The 14,807-nt window shown below is 70.7% G+C and carries 13 protein-coding genes and 1 riboswitch; of the genes, 5 read left to right on the forward strand and 8 right to left on the reverse strand.

What is annotated here, in order from left to right; genetic code table 11:
• Positions 1 to 3: 3 nt before the first annotated feature.
• The 5 genes from ACZ5CR_RS28815 to ACZ5CR_RS28835 form a co-directional block, all read right to left on the reverse strand.
• Entirely contained in the window at positions 4 to 852 is an 849-nt protein-coding gene (locus tag ACZ5CR_RS28815; RefSeq protein ID WP_468862573.1) for a class II fructose-bisphosphate aldolase, read from the reverse strand.
• A gap of 65 nt (positions 853 to 917) precedes the next feature.
• Positions 918 to 1,850, reverse strand: coding sequence for a 1-phosphofructokinase family hexose kinase (locus tag ACZ5CR_RS28820; protein WP_468862575.1), 933 nt, complete (start codon positions 1,848 to 1,850; stop codon positions 918 to 920).
• A 171-nt stretch (positions 1,851 to 2,021) separates the two neighbouring features.
• On the reverse strand, positions 2,022 to 3,164 hold the full coding sequence (gene nagA, locus ACZ5CR_RS28825; protein WP_468862577.1) for an N-acetylglucosamine-6-phosphate deacetylase: 1,143 nt from the start codon (positions 3,162 to 3,164) through the stop codon (positions 2,022 to 2,024).
• Entirely contained in the window at positions 3,164 to 4,141 is a 978-nt protein-coding gene (locus ACZ5CR_RS28830) for an ROK family protein (protein ID WP_468862579.1), read from the reverse strand. The genes nagA and ACZ5CR_RS28830 overlap by 1 nt, the downstream gene beginning before the upstream one ends.
• A 152-nt stretch (positions 4,142 to 4,293) precedes the next feature.
• Positions 4,294 to 5,187, reverse strand: coding sequence for an SIS domain-containing protein (locus tag ACZ5CR_RS28835; protein WP_468862581.1), 894 nt, complete (start codon positions 5,185 to 5,187; stop codon positions 4,294 to 4,296).
• Positions 5,188 to 5,387: 200 nt separating this feature from the next.
• Here ACZ5CR_RS28835 and ACZ5CR_RS28840 point away from each other — a divergent pair, with 200 nt between their 5' ends.
• The 3 genes from ACZ5CR_RS28840 to otsB are packed head-to-tail and all read left to right on the forward strand — an operon-like array spanning position 5,388 to position 7,824.
• Positions 5,388 to 6,653, forward strand: coding sequence for an extracellular solute-binding protein (locus tag ACZ5CR_RS28840; protein ID WP_468862876.1), 1,266 nt, complete (start codon positions 5,388 to 5,390; stop codon positions 6,651 to 6,653).
• A gap of 9 nt (positions 6,654 to 6,662) precedes the next feature.
• Entirely contained in the window at positions 6,663 to 6,938 is a 276-nt protein-coding gene (locus tag ACZ5CR_RS28845; protein WP_468862582.1) for a DUF3263 domain-containing protein, read from the forward strand.
• Between the two features lie 16 nt (positions 6,939 to 6,954).
• Complete coding sequence (gene otsB / locus ACZ5CR_RS28850; RefSeq protein ID WP_468862584.1) at positions 6,955 to 7,824, forward strand: trehalose-phosphatase; 870 nt, start codon at positions 6,955 to 6,957, stop codon at positions 7,822 to 7,824.
• Between the two features lie 145 nt (positions 7,825 to 7,969).
• On the opposite strand, the gene ACZ5CR_RS28855 is transcribed toward otsB, so the two are convergent.
• From ACZ5CR_RS28855 to ACZ5CR_RS28865, 3 genes are all read right to left on the reverse strand, one after another.
• The gene (locus ACZ5CR_RS28855; RefSeq protein WP_468862586.1) at positions 7,970 to 9,352 is read right to left on the reverse strand and encodes an alpha,alpha-trehalose-phosphate synthase (UDP-forming); all 1,383 of its coding nucleotides are present in this window, start codon (positions 9,350 to 9,352) and stop codon (positions 7,970 to 7,972) included.
• A 111-nt stretch (positions 9,353 to 9,463) separates the two neighbouring features.
• The gene (locus ACZ5CR_RS28860) at positions 9,464 to 11,569 is read right to left on the reverse strand and encodes a DUF7927 domain-containing protein (RefSeq protein WP_468862588.1); all 2,106 of its coding nucleotides are present in this window, start codon (positions 11,567 to 11,569) and stop codon (positions 9,464 to 9,466) included.
• Positions 11,570 to 11,637: 68 nt separating this feature from the next.
• Positions 11,638 to 12,582, reverse strand: coding sequence for a glucosyl-3-phosphoglycerate synthase (locus tag ACZ5CR_RS28865; RefSeq protein ID WP_468862590.1), 945 nt, complete (start codon positions 12,580 to 12,582; stop codon positions 11,638 to 11,640).
• Positions 12,583 to 12,749: 167 nt separating this feature from the next.
• Positions 12,750 to 12,884: riboswitch (SAM riboswitch) on the forward strand.
• On the opposite strand from ACZ5CR_RS28865, the gene thrC reads away from it, so the two are divergent.
• Complete coding sequence (gene thrC, locus ACZ5CR_RS28870) at positions 12,878 to 14,212, forward strand: threonine synthase (protein ID WP_468862592.1); 1,335 nt, start codon at positions 12,878 to 12,880, stop codon at positions 14,210 to 14,212. (Overlaps the previous riboswitch by 7 nt.)
• 109 nt (positions 14,213 to 14,321) lie before the next feature.
• A complete protein-coding gene (locus ACZ5CR_RS28875) occupies positions 14,322 to 14,600 on the forward strand; it encodes a MoaD/ThiS family protein (RefSeq protein WP_383269896.1) in 279 nt (92 codons plus the stop codon).
• The last annotated feature ends 207 nt before the right edge of the window (positions 14,601 to 14,807 follow it).

The following is a 14,807-nucleotide window of genomic DNA, read 5'->3' on the forward strand; positions in this document are numbered from 1 at the left end:
GGGTTACTTCAGCAACCCCAGGAACCCCGCCACCGTCCCGGCCATCGCCTCGCGAGCCGGGGCGAGGTATTTCCGGGGGTCGACGCCCGTCTCGTGGGCGCCGAGGTACTCCCGCACCGCACCCGTGAACGCCGTGTTCAGCGCCGTGCCCACGTTGATCTTCACCATGCCGGATGCCACCGCCGCCCGGATCTCCGCGTCCGGCACGCCACTTGAGCCGTGCAGCACCAGCGGTACGGGGACGGCCTTCGTCAGGGACGCGATCAACTCGTGGTCCAGGGACGCCGTGCGTGACGTCATCGCGTGCGAGGAGCCGACCGCCACGGCGAGCGCGTCCACGCCCGTGTCGGCCACGTACGCCGCCGCCTCCGCCGGATCCGTCCGCACCCCGGGCGCGTGCGCGTCCAGCGGGGCCTCGCCCTCCTTGCCGCCCACCTTTCCGAGCTCGGCCTCGATCCAGATGCCGCGCTCGTGGCCCCAACGCACCGCATCCGCGGTCGCCTTGACGTTCTCGTCGTACGTCATCTTCGACGCGTCGAACATCACCGAGCTGAAGCCCTCGAGGTGCGCGGCCCGCATGAGTTCCACGTCCATGACGTGGTCCAGGTGCAGGGAGAGCGGGGCCGAGGACCCCTTGGCCACCGCCGCGGCCGCCGCGGCGATCGCGGAGAGGTTGCCGCCGTGGAACTTCACGGCGTTCTCGGAGATCTGGAGGATCGCGGGGGAGCCCGCCTGCTCCGCGCCCGCGGCGATCGCCTCCGCGTGCTCCAGCGTGATCACGTTGAACGCGGCGACACCGCGCCCCGCCGCGCGCGCGTCGGCCACCAGGTCGCCGGTGGATACGAGTGGCATGATGAATCCCCAATTCTCGGGCCGCCTGGGCCCGTTGTGCGTCGCTCACGCGGTGACGCGTGACGTCACGCCGCGGTGACCTCCCCGGTCACCGCGACCCGCGTGAGCAGGTCTTCGTACGTCGCGGGCACGAACTCGCCCGCCACGGGGGCCGCCACTGTCGCCGCTGACAGGGCCACGGCTCGTGCGAGGCGCTCGGGCCACGCGAGTTCCTCCACCAGACCGGAGAGCAGGCCCGCGACCGCCGAGTCACCGGCGCCCGTCGGGTTGCCGCGCACCATGCCGGGCGGGGCCGCCTGCCAGGTGCCCTCCGGCGTGACGGCGCGCAGGCCCTTGGCGCCCAGGGAGGCCACCACCGCGTGCGCGCCCCTGCGGCGGGCGTCGCGGATCGCCTGGGCGGGCTCGTGGGAGCCGGTCAGCTCCGCCAGTTCGTCCGCGTTCGGCTTGATGATGTCGGGGCGGGCGGCGAGGCCGCGGCGCAGCGCCTCCCCGCTGGTGTCGAGGAGCACGGGGACCCTGGCGGCGCGCGCGGCCCGTACGAGGGCCGCGTAGGCGTTCACCGGGACCCCCGGCGGCAGGCTTCCGCACAGCGCGACCGTGGCCGCGCCCTCGCGCAGCAACTCCTCGTACGACTCCCGGAACGCGGACCACTCCGCGGGCGAGACCGTCGGGCCCGGTTCGTTCAGCTGTGTGGTGTCGCCGCTCGCCGCGTCGACGATGGCGAGCGTGCGGCGGGTGGCGCCTTCGACGGGCACCAGCGCGTCCGTGACGCGGGGCTCGTGCTTGAGGCGCTCGTGCAGGGTGCGGCCCGTGTCGCCGCCGGAGAAGCCGGTCACGGTCACGTCGTGGCCGATGGCCGCGAGGACGCGGGCGACGTTCAGGCCCTTGCCGCCGGGGCGTTCGGTGACCTCGGTGACGCGGTGCGAGGCGTGCGGCGTGAGGGCGGGGACCCGGTACGTGATGTCCAGGGCGGCGTTCAGCGTGACTGTGAGAATCACTCGTCACTCACCCCAGATACCTCCGAGATCATTGAGAACGCGCTTGTCCGCGTCCTCTGCTTGCGTCTGCTTCCGGATGCTTCCGGCTGCTTTCGGGCTGATCATGCCAAAGAGAAGGCGGTTGGCCCAGAGGTCAGGACCAACCGCTCCCTGTTCGTTGCCATTTCAACGTCACTGCGGCGCAACTACCCACTCGCCCTTGCGCATGACGCCCACCAGGTCGAACTCCGCGTCAAGGACCACCAGATCGGCGTCCTTGCCCGGCTCCAGCGAGCCGATCTCGTCGTACATCCCCAGGAGTCTGGCCGGGTTGACGGAGATGGCCCGGACGACGTCGTCGACCGGGAGGCCGTCGACGGTCGCCGAGCGCTTGAACGCACGGTCCAGGGTGAGGGTCGAGCCCGCGATCGAGCCGCCGTCGACGAGCCGCGCGACGCTGTCGAGCACCTCGACCTCCAGCGGGCCGAGCATGTACCGGCCGTCACCGAAGCCCGCCGCGTCCATCGCGTCCGTGATGAGCGCGGTACGGGAGGAGCCCGCGTGGTGGAAGGCGAGCTCGAACGACGCGGGGTGCAGATGCGTGCCGTCGTTGATCAGCTCGACCGTGATCCGCTCGTCCTCCAGGAGCGCGGCGATCGGGCCCGGCGTGCGGTGCCCGAGGGGCGGCATCGCGTTGTAGAGGTGCGTCGCGACGGTGGCGCCCGCGTCGATGGCCTGCTGCGTCTGCTCGTACGTCGCGTCCGTGTGGCCGATGGCCGCGATGACGCCGTGTTCGGCGAGGAGGCGTACGGAGTCGATGCCGCCCGGCAGCTCGGTGGCGAGCGTGAGCATCTTGGCCCGGCCGCGTGCCGCGTCGATCAGCTTGCGGACCTCGGCGGGGTCGGGGTCGCGCAGGAGCACCTCGCTGTGTGCGCCCTTGCGGCACGGCGAGATGAACGGCCCCTCGAAGTGGATGCCCGCGATGTCGCCCTGCTCGGCCAGCTCGCTGAGCATGCCGGCCCGCTGGGCGAGGAAGTCCATCTCGCCGGTGACGGTCGACGCGACGACGGTCGTGGTGCCGTGCAGGCGGTGCGTGTGGACGCCTTTGAGCACGTCGTCGACGGTGCCGGAGGTGAAGGAGGCACCGCCGCCGCCGTGGTTGTGGATGTCGACGAAGCCCGGGACCACCCAGTGGCCGGGATCGAGGTCGACGACTTCGGCATCGCTGGGAGCGCTCCCGGCGATGCGCGCGCCGTCGACGATCACACGGCCGTTGGAGACGGTCCCGGTGGGCAGGACCACCTGAGCACCGGCGAGCACCTTGCTAGTGGCCATCAGGCGGTTACCTCCGTGGAGTCGGTGGAGTCGGTGGTGCCGGTGGGGTGGTCAGGGGTGCCGAGGAGGTCCCAGGCGAGCAGGCCCGCGCCCAGGCATCCCGCGGTGTCCCCGAGGGCGGCGGGGACGATGAGGGGCTGGGACTGGAACGTCACGATGCGTTCCGCCATGGCCGCCCGCAGAGGTGTGAACAAGGTTTCCCCGGCCTCGGCGAGACCGCCACCGATGATCAGGGTGTGCGGGTCCAGGAGGGTGAGGGCGGTGATGAGGCCGTCGGCGAGCGCGTCGACGGCGTTCTGCCAGACCGCCTGGGCCCGCGGGTCGCCCGACTCCACGGCCTTCGCGCAGTCCGCGGCGTCCGCTTCGGGGTCACCGCTCGCCGCCGCCCACGCCTCGCTCACCGCGGACGCGGAGGCGAGCCGCTCCAGGCAGCCGCGCTGGCCGCAGCCGCAGAGCGGGCCGCCGGGGCGCACGATGATGTGCCCGATCTCGCCCGCCGAGCCGTGGGCGCCGGGCTCGATGCCGCCGTTGATCCCGATGGCCCCGGCGATCCCCGTACCGAGCGGTACGAAGAGGAACCGGTCGGCGCCCTTGCCCGCGCCGATCCGCCCCTCGGCGAGACCGCCGGTGCGGACGTCGTGGCCCAGGGTCACGGGGACGCCCTCCAGCCTGCGGCTCAGGAGCTCGCGCATGGGGACGTCGCGCCAGCCGAGGTTCGCGGCGTAGACCGCGATGCCGCGCTCGGTGTCGACGATTCCGGGGATCGCGACGCCGGCCGCCGCCGCGGGCTCCCCGAACTCCTTGATCCCGTGGGCGCGGAGGTCGGCGGCGAAGTCGAGGATGGACTCGACCACGGCGTCGGCGCCACGCTCCCGGCCGGTGGCCCGCCGCGCCTCGTAGAGGAGCGCGCCGTCCGCCCCGACCAGGGCGGCCTTCATTCCGGTGCCGCCCACATCGAGGGCGATGACATGTCTCACGGGGGACAGTCTCGCGCGTGACGTGCGAGAGGTCTAGTCCACTCCTGGTCCATTCCCACTAATCGGGCGGGGCAATCGGGTGGGCGGGTGGGGGAAATGCGCCGCGAAGCGGCGATTCAGGATCAGCCACCCACCCGCCGCAGGAGAGCCGACTAGCCCAGAATGACGCTCCGCGTCAGGTTCCGGGGCCGGTCCGGGTCGAAGCCCCGGGACTCCGCCAGAGCGACGGCGAGCCGCTGCGCCCGGATCAGATCAGCCAGCGGATCGGCCTCCTCGCGGGCGACGAGCTCCCCGCCCACCCGGGCGACATCCCCGGCAAGACCCTCCGGCAGTACGCCGAACATCCAGGCCACACGGCCGGGCCCGGTGATGGCGATCGGCCCGTGGCGGTACTCCATCGCCGGGTACGACTCGGTCCAGGCCCCCGCAGCCTCCCGCATCTTCAGCGCGGCTTCGAGGGCGAGACCGTACGTCCAGCCCCGCCCCAGGAACGTCCACTGCTCAGCCGCCAGAACCGCCGAGGGCAGCGGCTCCGTCACCGCGAGCTCCGCGTCGACCGCGGCATCGGCGATCGACTTCACGCCGGGGATGTCACCGAGCCCGGCCCGCAGGAAGGCCAGGGCGGTCGTGGCGAAGCGGGTCTGGACGACCGACTCCTCGTCCGCCCAGTCCAGGACGGCCACCGAGTCGGCCGCGTCCATGATCGGAGTCTTCGGATCGGCGGTCAGGGCCGTGGTGGGGACGACGCCCTTCAGCTCGCCGAGGAGTTCGAGGACCTCGGTCGTCGTACCGGAGCGGGTGATCGCGACCACCCGGTCGTACGTCCGTCCGGCGGGGAACTCCGACGAGGCGAACGCGTCCGTCTCGCCCTGCCCGGCGGCCTCGCGCAGCGCCGCGTACGCGATGGCCATGAACCACGACGTACCGCACCCGGTGACGGCCACCCGCTCACCCGGCTTCGGCAGTCCGTCGAAGGCGGAGGCGGCCTCGGCCGCCCGGTGCCAGCAGGCGGGCTGGGTTGCGATCTCTGTTGCGGTACGCGACATGCGCCAAGGCTCCTTGCCGGTGCGGGACTTCACGATGTGCTGATGGAACGTGACGTGCTTAGCAGCAGGTCGGCCCCTTCGGCAATGGTGGGACGTCAGGAGCACGCCGTTGCACAAGCGATACTTGAGTGGTGTAGACCTCGTGTGCGTACGCGGGGGAAAATCGCAGTTCACGAAGATCTTCGAGGGTGGGAACAGCTGTGCAGCGGCGCGCGACAGGACTGACCGCGGCGGTAGCCGCACTGGGCTTGGCGGCGGTGCTCGCCGGCTGCGGCGGTCCGGGCGACTCCGGCGACGTCACCCTCAAGCTGGTGGCCGCCGACTACGGCGACTCCAAGGACAACAGCTCCCAGAAGTACTGGGACAAGCTCGCCGAGAAGTTCGAGGCGAAGAACCCCGGCATCAAGGTCGACGTCAGCGTCTACTCCTGGACCGACGTGGACCGCAAGGTCAAGGAAATGGTCAAGGCGGGCGACGCACCCGACATGGCCCAGATCGGCGCGTACGCCGACTACGCCGCGCAGGACAAGCTGTACCGCGTCGAGGACCTGGTCTCCATCGCCACCCAGGCCGACTTCATGGCGCCTCTCGCCGAGGCGGGCGAGGTCAACCGCGTCCAGTACGGCATGCCGTTCGCCTCCTCCACGCGCCTGCTCTTCTACAACGAGAAGATCTTCAAGGACGCCGACCTCACGCCGCCGCAGAGCTGGACCGACCTGGCGGCCGACGCCAAGGCCCTCAAGGCGCGCGGGGTGAAGATCCCCTACGCCCTGCCGCTCGGTTCGGAAGAGGCGCAGGCCGAGACGATGCAGTGGCTGCTCAGCGGTGGCGGCGGCTACACCGACAACGTCGGCACGTACGACATCGACTCCAAGCAGAACGTGAAGACCTTCACCTGGCTGAAGGACGAGCTCGTCGGCAAGGGCCTGACGGGCGACACGCCCCCCGCGAAGCTCGACCGCGCCGAGGCCTTCGCCGCCTTCACGCGCGGCGACGTGGGCATGCTCAACGGCCATCCCACGCTGATGCAGATGGCCGCGAAGAAGGGCGTGAAGTACGGCATGGTGCCGATGCCCGGCGTGAACGGCCACGCCCAGTCCACGATGGGCGTCGCCGACTGGATGATGGCCTTCAAGCAGCACGGCAACGGCGAGGAGATCGGTAAGTTCCTCGACTTCGCCTACAGCACGAAGAACGTCCTGGACTTCTCCCGCGAGTACGACCTGCTGCCCGTCACGACGTCCGCGGCGCAGCAGATGACGGGCAACAAGAACGACAAGGCGCTCGCCGAGTTCCTCGACGAGCTGCCCACGTCGCAGCTGTACCCGGTGGGCAAGACGTCCTGGGCGCAGGTCTCCGTCGAGGTCAAGAAGTACATCGGCAGGGCCGTCGACCCGAACGGCAACCCGCAGTCGATCCTCAGTCAGATCCAGACCAAGGCGGCGACCGAGGAGAACTCGGAATAGCGTGACGGCATGACCGATGCCATGGACGACGACGCGAGGGGCGACGTGTTCCCCGACACCGGGCTCTCCGAGCGTGACCGCGCGATCCTCGCCCTGGAGCGCCGCGACTGGGCCAGCGGGCCCGGCGCCAAGGAGCGTGCCGTGCGCGAGCAGCTCGGCCTGGTGCCGGTCCGCTACTACCAGCTCCTGAACGCCCTGCTCGACGATCCCCGCGCCCTCGCGCACGATCCGGTGACCGTCAACCGGCTCCGGCGGGTCAGGGAGTCCCGGCGCGGGGAGCGTTGAGCGTAGGGTCGGGCCCATGGGTGACCCTGTGTACTCTCCCGAGCTGCCCGATATGCCCGAGCTGCCCGAGCCCGTGACACCGGCGGGGCGCGAGGGCCTTGCCGCGCTCCTCGCGCGGCCCGGGAAGGCCGTGATCGCGCTCGACTTCGACGGCACGCTCGCCCCGATCGTGCCCGACCCCGAGCAGGCCCGCGCCCACCCCGGTGCCGTCCCCGCCCTCGCCGCGCTCGCGCCGAAGGTGCGGTCCGTCGCCGTCGTCACCGGGCGCCCGGCGGGCGTGGCGGTGCGCTACGGCGGTCTCGCGGGCGTTCCCGGCCTCGAACACCTCGTCGTGCTCGGGCACTACGGCGCCGAGCGCTGGGACGCGGTCTCCTCCACCGTGCACGCGGCCGAGCCGCATCCCGGAGTGGCGTCCGTGCGGGCCGAGCTGCCCGGGTTCCTGGACGCGATCGGTGCCTGGCGCGGCACGTGGATAGAGGAGAAGGGGCGTGCGGTCGCGGTGCACACGCGCCGTGCGCGCGATCCGCAGGCCGCGTTCGAGGAGCTGCGTGAACCTCTCGGTGAGCTGGCGGCCCGCCACGGCCTGATCGTCGAACCGGGCCGCCTGGTACTGGAGTTGCGTCCCCCCGGCATGGACAAGGGGGTGGCCCTGGCCGACTACGTGCGCGAAGTCGGCGCCGAGACCGTCCTCTACGCGGGCGACGACTTGGGAGACCTGCCCGCCTTCGCGGCGGTGGAGAAGCTCCGCTCGGACCAGGTGCGGGGCCTGCTGGTGTGCAGTGGCAGCGCGGAGGTCGCGGAGCTGGCGGACCGGGCCGACCTGGTGGTGGACGGGCCTGGGGGCGTGGTGGACCTGCTCGGAGCGATCGCTGCACAACTGGGCTGACCGGCAAGGACCCTTTCCCCCACCCCGCCCCTTCCCGAAAACCGCGCCTGCGCCCCGGACCTACTTGGGGCTCCGCCCCAGACCCCGTACAAGATGTCCTCAAACGCCGGACGGGCTGGATACTCCAGCCCGTCCGGCGTTTGTCTTATCCCAGTGCCCGCAACTGGTCCAGGAACCACTGGGCCGGGGGCAACGCCGTCGCCGCCGCAGCGAGCCGCTTGGTTCGCTCCGCGCGCTCCTCCACCGGCATGGTCAACGCCGAGTGCAACGCATCCGCCGTCCCCGACACGTCATACGGGTTCACCACCACCGCGTCCTCGCCCAACTCCTCGTACGCCCCCGCCTCCCGCGAAAGCACCAGCGCGCACCCCTCGTCCGACACGACCGGCACCTCCTTGGCGACCAGGTTCATCCCGTCCCGGATGGGGTTCACCAGTGCCACGTCGGCCAGACGGTACGCGGCCAGCGACCGTGCGAAGTCGTCCTTCAAGTTGAGCACCACCGGCGTCCAGCCCTCGACCCCGTACTCGGAGTTGATCTCGTCCGCGAGCCGCTGCACGGACGCCGTGTACTCGCGGTACACCGCCAGGTCCTGCCGCGACGGGTAGGCGAAGGCCACATGCACCACCCGCTCACGCCACTCGGGGCGCGAGGCGAGAAGCTCCCGGTACGCCAGCAGCCCCCGCACGATGTTCTTCGACAGTTCCGTCCGGTCCACCCGGACAATCACCCGTCGGCCGGTGCCGACCTGCTCCCGCAGCGCGACGAGCCGCTCCTCCACATCGTCCCGCCGCGACCGCTCCCGCAGGAAGTCCGCGTCGGCCCCGAGCCCGTGCACCCCGATCCGCGTCCCCGACGTACCGCCGAGGACGGCGACGCAGCACTCCGTGAACGCGTCCGCCCACCGGCCCGTCAGGAACGCCGCCCGGTCGGCGCCCAGGATGCCGCGCAGCAGTTGCTCCGCGACGTCGTCCGGCAGCATCCGGAAGTAGTCCACCGGGGCCCACGGCGTGTGGGAGAAGTGGCCGATGCGCAGGTCGGGGCGGAGTTCGCGCAGCATCCCCGGCACCAGGGCCAGGTGGTAGTCCTGGACGAGGACCGCCGCCTCCCCTGCGGCGCTCTGCGCGAGCGCCTCCGCGAAGGCCCGGTTGTAGGTCTCGTACGACGCCCACTGCGCCCGGAACTCCGGGCCGAAGGCCGGTTCTAGCGGCGTCTGGTACAGCATGTGGTGGACGAACCAGAGGACCGAGTTCGCGATGCCGTTGTACGCGTCGGCGTGCACCCGCGCGTCGATGTCGAGCATCCGCACGCCGGGCTCACCGACCCCGCGCCGCACGGCCTCCCGGTCGCCGTCACCCAGCGCCGCGCAGACCCACAGGGAGTCCCCGGCGGAGTCGCCGATCGCGCTGAGCCCGGAGACGAGCCCTCCGCCGCCCCGCTTCGCCGTCAGTTCGCCGTTCTCCTCCAGGGAGTACGTGATGGGGCCGCGGTTGGACGCGACGAGGATCTGGGCGTGCTCGGAGACCATGTGCCGAACCTAGCCCTTAGCGGAAGGGCTCAAACGTACGGCCGGACCCTTGCGGGCCCGGCCGTATACGTTCAGGGAGCAGCGTCAAGGCCGATGTCGAGGCCTGCCCCGCTAGTCCCGCCTGCTCCGCGCCGCCGCCACCGCGAGCGCGCCGAGCACGCAAAGGGAGATCGCGAGGCCCGTGTACAGCATCGTGCCGGAGTCGCTGCCGGTGTCGGCCAGTTCACCCGGACCGCTCGCCGCCGCCGCTCCCACGGGCTCGTTGTGCTGGTGCTGCGGGGCGGGCCGCGCCTGGACCCGCTGCCGCGTGGCGAGGATCGCCGAGGTGCACGGGTCGTCGCCGCCCCGGACGGACCGGGGGCAGTTGCTGCCTGGGGCCGTCACCGTGATCACCCGGATCGCGCCTGCCGTGCAGGACACCTTGACCCGCTGGGTGACGGTGACCTTGCCGTGCGGTCGGACATCGCCCTTCCAGACGTACGTCCTGCCCCGCTCGGTGATCGTCCCGCTGCTGGCGACCGGCTTCGAGCCCGGCGTCACCTGCCAGGAAGCGGTGGCCCCGGTGCGCGTGCTGCCCGAGGGGTTCTTGAGGGTGATGGTGTTCTTGACGTCGCTGCACACCGGCGCGGTCCGCCGTGCGGGCACGTTGCTGACCTTGAGCTTCGGCTGCTTGCGCTCGATGACCGGCGCCGCCCCGCACCTGGGGTCGGCGCTGCCCGCGTCGCAGTTGGAGCGGGGGGACTCGACGTCGACGTCGTTGAGCAGCTTGCCGTCACCGCTGACGGGGTCGTTGACCTTGACCGAGTACGTCACCGTCGCGGTGTGCCCGGCCGGGATGTCGCCGGTCCAGCTGATCCTCGGTCTGGTGTACGAGACCTCGCCGGTCGTCGCCTCCGCGTCGTGCCGGTACGTCGCGTCGTCGAGGTTGTCCGTCAGGTCGTCGCTGAACTTGGCGTTCGGGTAGTTCAGCTTGCTGATGTTCTTCGCCTTGACCGTGTAGGTCAGGGTGCCGCCCGGCTTCACCTTCTTGGGGCTCGCCGTCTTCGTCACCTCCAGGTCGGGGACCGGGACGGAGAGCGCGAGGGCCGAGGGGACGTAGGTGTCGCCCTTCGTGGAGAAGCTCAGCGTCGTGGAGGTCGAGCCGACCGGGATCGGTTCGGCGGCGGCCGGGGCGCGGGAGTTGCCGCCGGTGACGTCGAACTCCTTGGCGTCGATGGACAGGTTGTTGGTCATCCTCGGGTCGAGGGCGCCGTCGTCCTCGCTGATGAAGAAGTTGTTGGTGTTGCCCGTGTGCGCCTCGGTGATGTTCTGGCCGCCCACCGCGAAACGGTCGCCGGGGGTGTTCCAGTCGCCCTCGTACGCGGTGACGCTCGCGCGCGGCTTGCCGTCCGTGCGGTAGAAGCCGTCGACCTCGACGCTGGTGGCGGGCGAGGTGGAGCGCTGGAGGACGTGGCCGCCGTAGACGTAGACGTTGCGGCGGTCGGGCGCGTACTGCTCGTCGGGGGCGTCGTACTTGTAGACGACGGTCAGGGACCAGCCCGCGACGCAGCCCTTGCCGGTGGGCGCCCAGATGTCGCCGACCGCGACCGGCAGGGGCGTTCCGTCGCCGGTGATGCCGTTGAAGAGGCCCGTGATGTCGGCCTCGCCGGTGTAGTAGTGCGGGCCGTTGGCCGACGCCGGGTCCCCGACCAGGTTCGCCGGGGTCACCTTCGAGGGGGTGGCGCCGGCCACGCTGACCGAGGGCACCGCGTCGAGCGGGTCGCCGGGCGAGGGCTCCACATCGGCGCCGGAGATGTCGCAGCGCTTGAGCCGGGCGCCGCTCGGGCCCTTGTACGTGCCGTCGTTGCCGCCGAAGAAGAGGCGCGCGTACGCGACCTTCGCGCCGGGCGGGATCGCGACCCGGCCGGTGCTCGATCCGTGGTCGGGGTCCATGCCCGCGGTGTTGATCCGCCGCATGACGAAGGTGTTGTTGTTGTCGCGGCCCTCGCCCTCCGCGGCGGTGGCACAGCGCGCCGCCATGTCCGCGGGCGTCGTCGGGCAGCCCATGACCGTGTTGCCGATGGTCTTGAAGTCGCCGTAGAGCGATTCGTCGTAGCGCTTGGCGAAGGGATCGATCACGTCCGCGGCGGCCGGTACCACGGCTGCCGCGCTCAGCGCCCCTGCCGCGAGACCGGCCGTGGCCATGGCCACGCCACCGACGCGTCGCGCGCTTCCCATGAACTGTCTGACCCGCATAAGGACCCACATAAGTGGGAAATGTAGACAAAATGCCCGGTCTTGGGTGGTTACGCCACGCGGCGGGCCGTGTACTCCGCGATGCCGGACATCGGCGGACGCTCCTCCGTGTCCACCGAATGGGTCCGCGGTTCGAACCCGTGCTCGCCCCGCTCGAACTGGGTGAGCTCGGGGCGTACGTGATGCCCGAGCGCGAGCCTGACCTGCGCCGTCCGGTAGATCGCCGCCGCCATCCTGCCGAGCGCCTGCCCGTCCTGGTGCCGGTGCTTGCGCACGCCGACGTCGACCTGCGCGAGCGCGTCAAGGCCCACGGTGTGCAGCGCGTCGACGAGCAGGCCGAGCTCCACCCCGTATCCGACGGGGAACGGCAGCCGCTCCAAGAGAGACCTGCGCGCCGCGTACTCGCCGCCCAACGGCTGGACGAACCCGGCCAGTTGAGGCCAGTGCATGTTGAGCAGCGGGCGCGCCATCAGCTCGGTGACCCGGCCGCCCTGACCCGCGGCCCCGGCGAGCGGGCGGTCGTACATCGCCTTCACGAAGTGCACGTCGGGCTCGGTCAGGAGCGGGCCCACGATCCCGGTGACGAAGTCCGCCGAGAACTCCTTCAGGTCCGCGTCGACGAACGCGACGATGTCACCGCCTGTCACCAGGAGCGAGCGCCACAGGACCTCGCCCTTGCCGGGCACGGCCGGGATGCGCGGCAGGATCTCGTCCCGGTGCACGACCCGAGCGCCCGCGTCGCGCGCGACCTCGGCCGTGCGGTCCCGCGAGCCGGAGTCGATCACCACGAGCTCGTCGACGAGGGCGGCCTTCTCGATCAGCTCGCGGCGGATCACGGCGACGATCCCGCCGACCGTCTCCTCCTCGTCGAGCGCGGGCAGGACGACGCTCACCGAGGCTCCCGACGCCCGTTTGGCGGCGACGAGCGCGCTGAGCGGACGGTCGGCAACGGACCAGGAACGCCTGGTCAGCCAGCGCTCGGCCTCTTCCAGCACGGGTGGTTCCTCCTGTGTGTGGCCTACATGTGATCCATCTCGCGGTGCGGACGACTATCTCAAGGGTCCAGGCCGTCGGTTACAGTCTTGAACAACGCGGATGACCATCGCATGTCGGGGGTCGACGCGTCACAAATGCCCCGGGCCCCTGAAGCCCGGCGCCATACCGCTCATCCAGAGGGGCAGAGGGATACGGCCCGTTGAAGCCCCGGCAACCATCCCGCCGACCGCGCACGCGAGGTCTCGGCGGGGAAGGTGCCAATTCCGTCTCGCGGTGAGATTCGCCGCGGGGAAGATGAGGAGAAAGGGCCTCGCCTCCATGGCTGCGCAGACTGTCGGAACATTCGACACCACCCCCTCCACCACCACAGGTTCCGTGGATCTCGGCCCCGCGTCCGGCCTCTCGTGCCGCGAGTGCGGTGAGCTCTACGCCCTCGGCCCGATCTTCGCCTGCCAGGCCTGTTTCGGCCCGCTCGAAGTCGCGTACGACCTGCCGACCGGCGACCCCGAGGCGCTGCGGAGGCAGATCGAGTCCGGCCCCGCCAACATCTGGCGCTACGCCCCGCTGCTGCCCGTCCCCGCGGACGTCGCCGAGAAGCCGAACATCAACCCCGGCTGGACCCAGCTCGTCAAGGCCGACAACCTCGCCCGTGAGCTCGGCGTCGAGCAGGGCAAGCTCTTCGTCAAGGACGACTCCGGGAACCCGACGCACTCCTTCAAGGACCGCGTCGTCGCGCAGGCCATCGAGGCGGCGCGCGCCTTCGGCTTCACCACCCTCTCCTGCTCCTCCACCGGCAACCTCGCCGGTGCCGTGGGTGCCGCCGCGGCCCGCGCCGGCTTCCGCTCGTGCGTGTTCATCCCGCACGACCTGGAGCAGGGCAAGGTCGTCATGGCCGCGGTCTACGGCGGCGAGCTCGTCGGCATCGAGGGCAACTACGACGACGTGAACCGCTTCTGCTCCGAGCTCATCGGCGACCCGCTGGGCGAGGGCTGGGGCTTCGTCAACGTGAACCTGCGGCCGTACTACGGCGAGGGCTCCAAGACCCTCGCGTACGAGATCTGTGAGCAGCTCGGCTGGCAGCTGCCCGACCAGCTGGTCATCCCGATCGCGTCGGGCTCGCAGCTCACGAAGATCGACAAGGGCCTCAAGGAGCTCACCAAGCTGGGCCTCGTCGAGGACAAGCCCTACAAGATCTTCGGTGCGCAGGCCGAGGGCTGCTCGCCGGTGTCGACCGCCTTCAAGGCCGGGCACGACGTCGTACGCCCTCAGAAGCCGGACACCATCGCCAAGTCCCTCGCCATCGGCAACCCTGCCGACGGGCCGTACGTCCTGGACATCGCCCGTCGCACGGGCGGCGCGGTGGAGGACGTGAACGACGAGCAGGTCGTGGACGCGATCAAGCTGCTTGCGCGGACCGAGGGGATCTTCGCGGAGACCGCCGGTGGCGTGACGGTCGGCGTCACGAAGAAGCTTCTTGAGGCGGGGCTCATCGACCCCACTCTCACCACGGTCGTGTTGAACACGGGTGACGGCCTCAAGACCCTCGACGCTGTTGCCGAGACGTCTCAGGCGACTGCGACGATCAAGCCCAGCCTCGACGCGTTTCGCGCCGCGGGTCTTGCCGATTAATCGCCGTAGGGCCTGATCGCCGTCGTCGAACGGCGGTCGTGGTCCGTCCTCGCGCAGTTCCTCGCGCCCCTGACGGGGCGCTTCCTCCCCGTATCAAGAGGTGAATTCCATGAGCGTCAACGTTCGCATTCCCACCATTCTTCGCACCTACACCGGCGGCAAGTCCGAGGTCGCCGCCGAGGGCGCCAACCTCTCCGAGGTCATTGCCGATCTTGAGGCCAAGCACGCCGGTATCGCGGCCCGTGTCCTTGACGACCAGGGCAAGCTGCGGCGCTTCGTGAACGTGTACGTGAACGACGACGACGTCCGTTTCGAGCAGGGCCTTGAGACCGCGACGCCGGACGGCGCCGGCGTCTCGATCATTCCCGCCGTCGCGGGCGGTTGCTGAATCCGCCTGAAAGCACGCAGCGTCACCTCTATTGCCCCCTCCGCGAGAGAAGCGGAGGGGGCAATTCCATGTGGTTGAGCGCGGTACAGTTGGGAAGCAAGCTTCGCTTTTGGCGTCGAGCGCGTAGACGAAGTCGGCCCCGGGCCGACAAGAAGTAGCCAAAGCGCCTTGCCCTTTTGAGTCTATTGCGGCATTTGCCCGGCCCGA

Source organism: Streptomyces sp. NPDC031274 (assembly GCF_055570235.1).

Bases quoted from the DNA above. Each gene is read 5' to 3' on its own strand.
- ACZ5CR_RS28815 (WP_468862573.1), bottom strand. From the start codon at position 852: ATGCCACTCGTATCCACCGGCGACCTGGTGGCCGACGCGCGCGCGGCG.
- nagA (WP_468862577.1), bottom strand. From the start codon at position 3,164: ATGGCCACTAGCAAGGTGCTCGCCGGTGCTCAGGTGGTCCTGCCCACC.
- ACZ5CR_RS28835 (WP_468862581.1), bottom strand. From the start codon at position 5,187: ATGTCGCGTACCGCAACAGAGATCGCAACCCAGCCCGCCTGCTGGCAC.
- ACZ5CR_RS28845 (WP_468862582.1), top strand. From the start codon at position 6,663: ATGACCGATGCCATGGACGACGACGCGAGGGGCGACGTGTTCCCCGAC.
- otsB (WP_468862584.1), top strand. From the start codon at position 6,955: ATGGGTGACCCTGTGTACTCTCCCGAGCTGCCCGATATGCCCGAGCTG.
- ACZ5CR_RS28855 (WP_468862586.1), bottom strand. From the start codon at position 9,352: ATGGTCTCCGAGCACGCCCAGATCCTCGTCGCGTCCAACCGCGGCCCC.
- ACZ5CR_RS28860 (WP_468862588.1), bottom strand. From the start codon at position 11,569: ATGGGAAGCGCGCGACGCGTCGGTGGCGTGGCCATGGCCACGGCCGGT.
- thrC (WP_468862592.1), top strand. From the start codon at position 12,878: ATGAGGAGAAAGGGCCTCGCCTCCATGGCTGCGCAGACTGTCGGAACA.
- ACZ5CR_RS28875 (WP_383269896.1), top strand. From the start codon at position 14,322: ATGAGCGTCAACGTTCGCATTCCCACCATTCTTCGCACCTACACCGGC.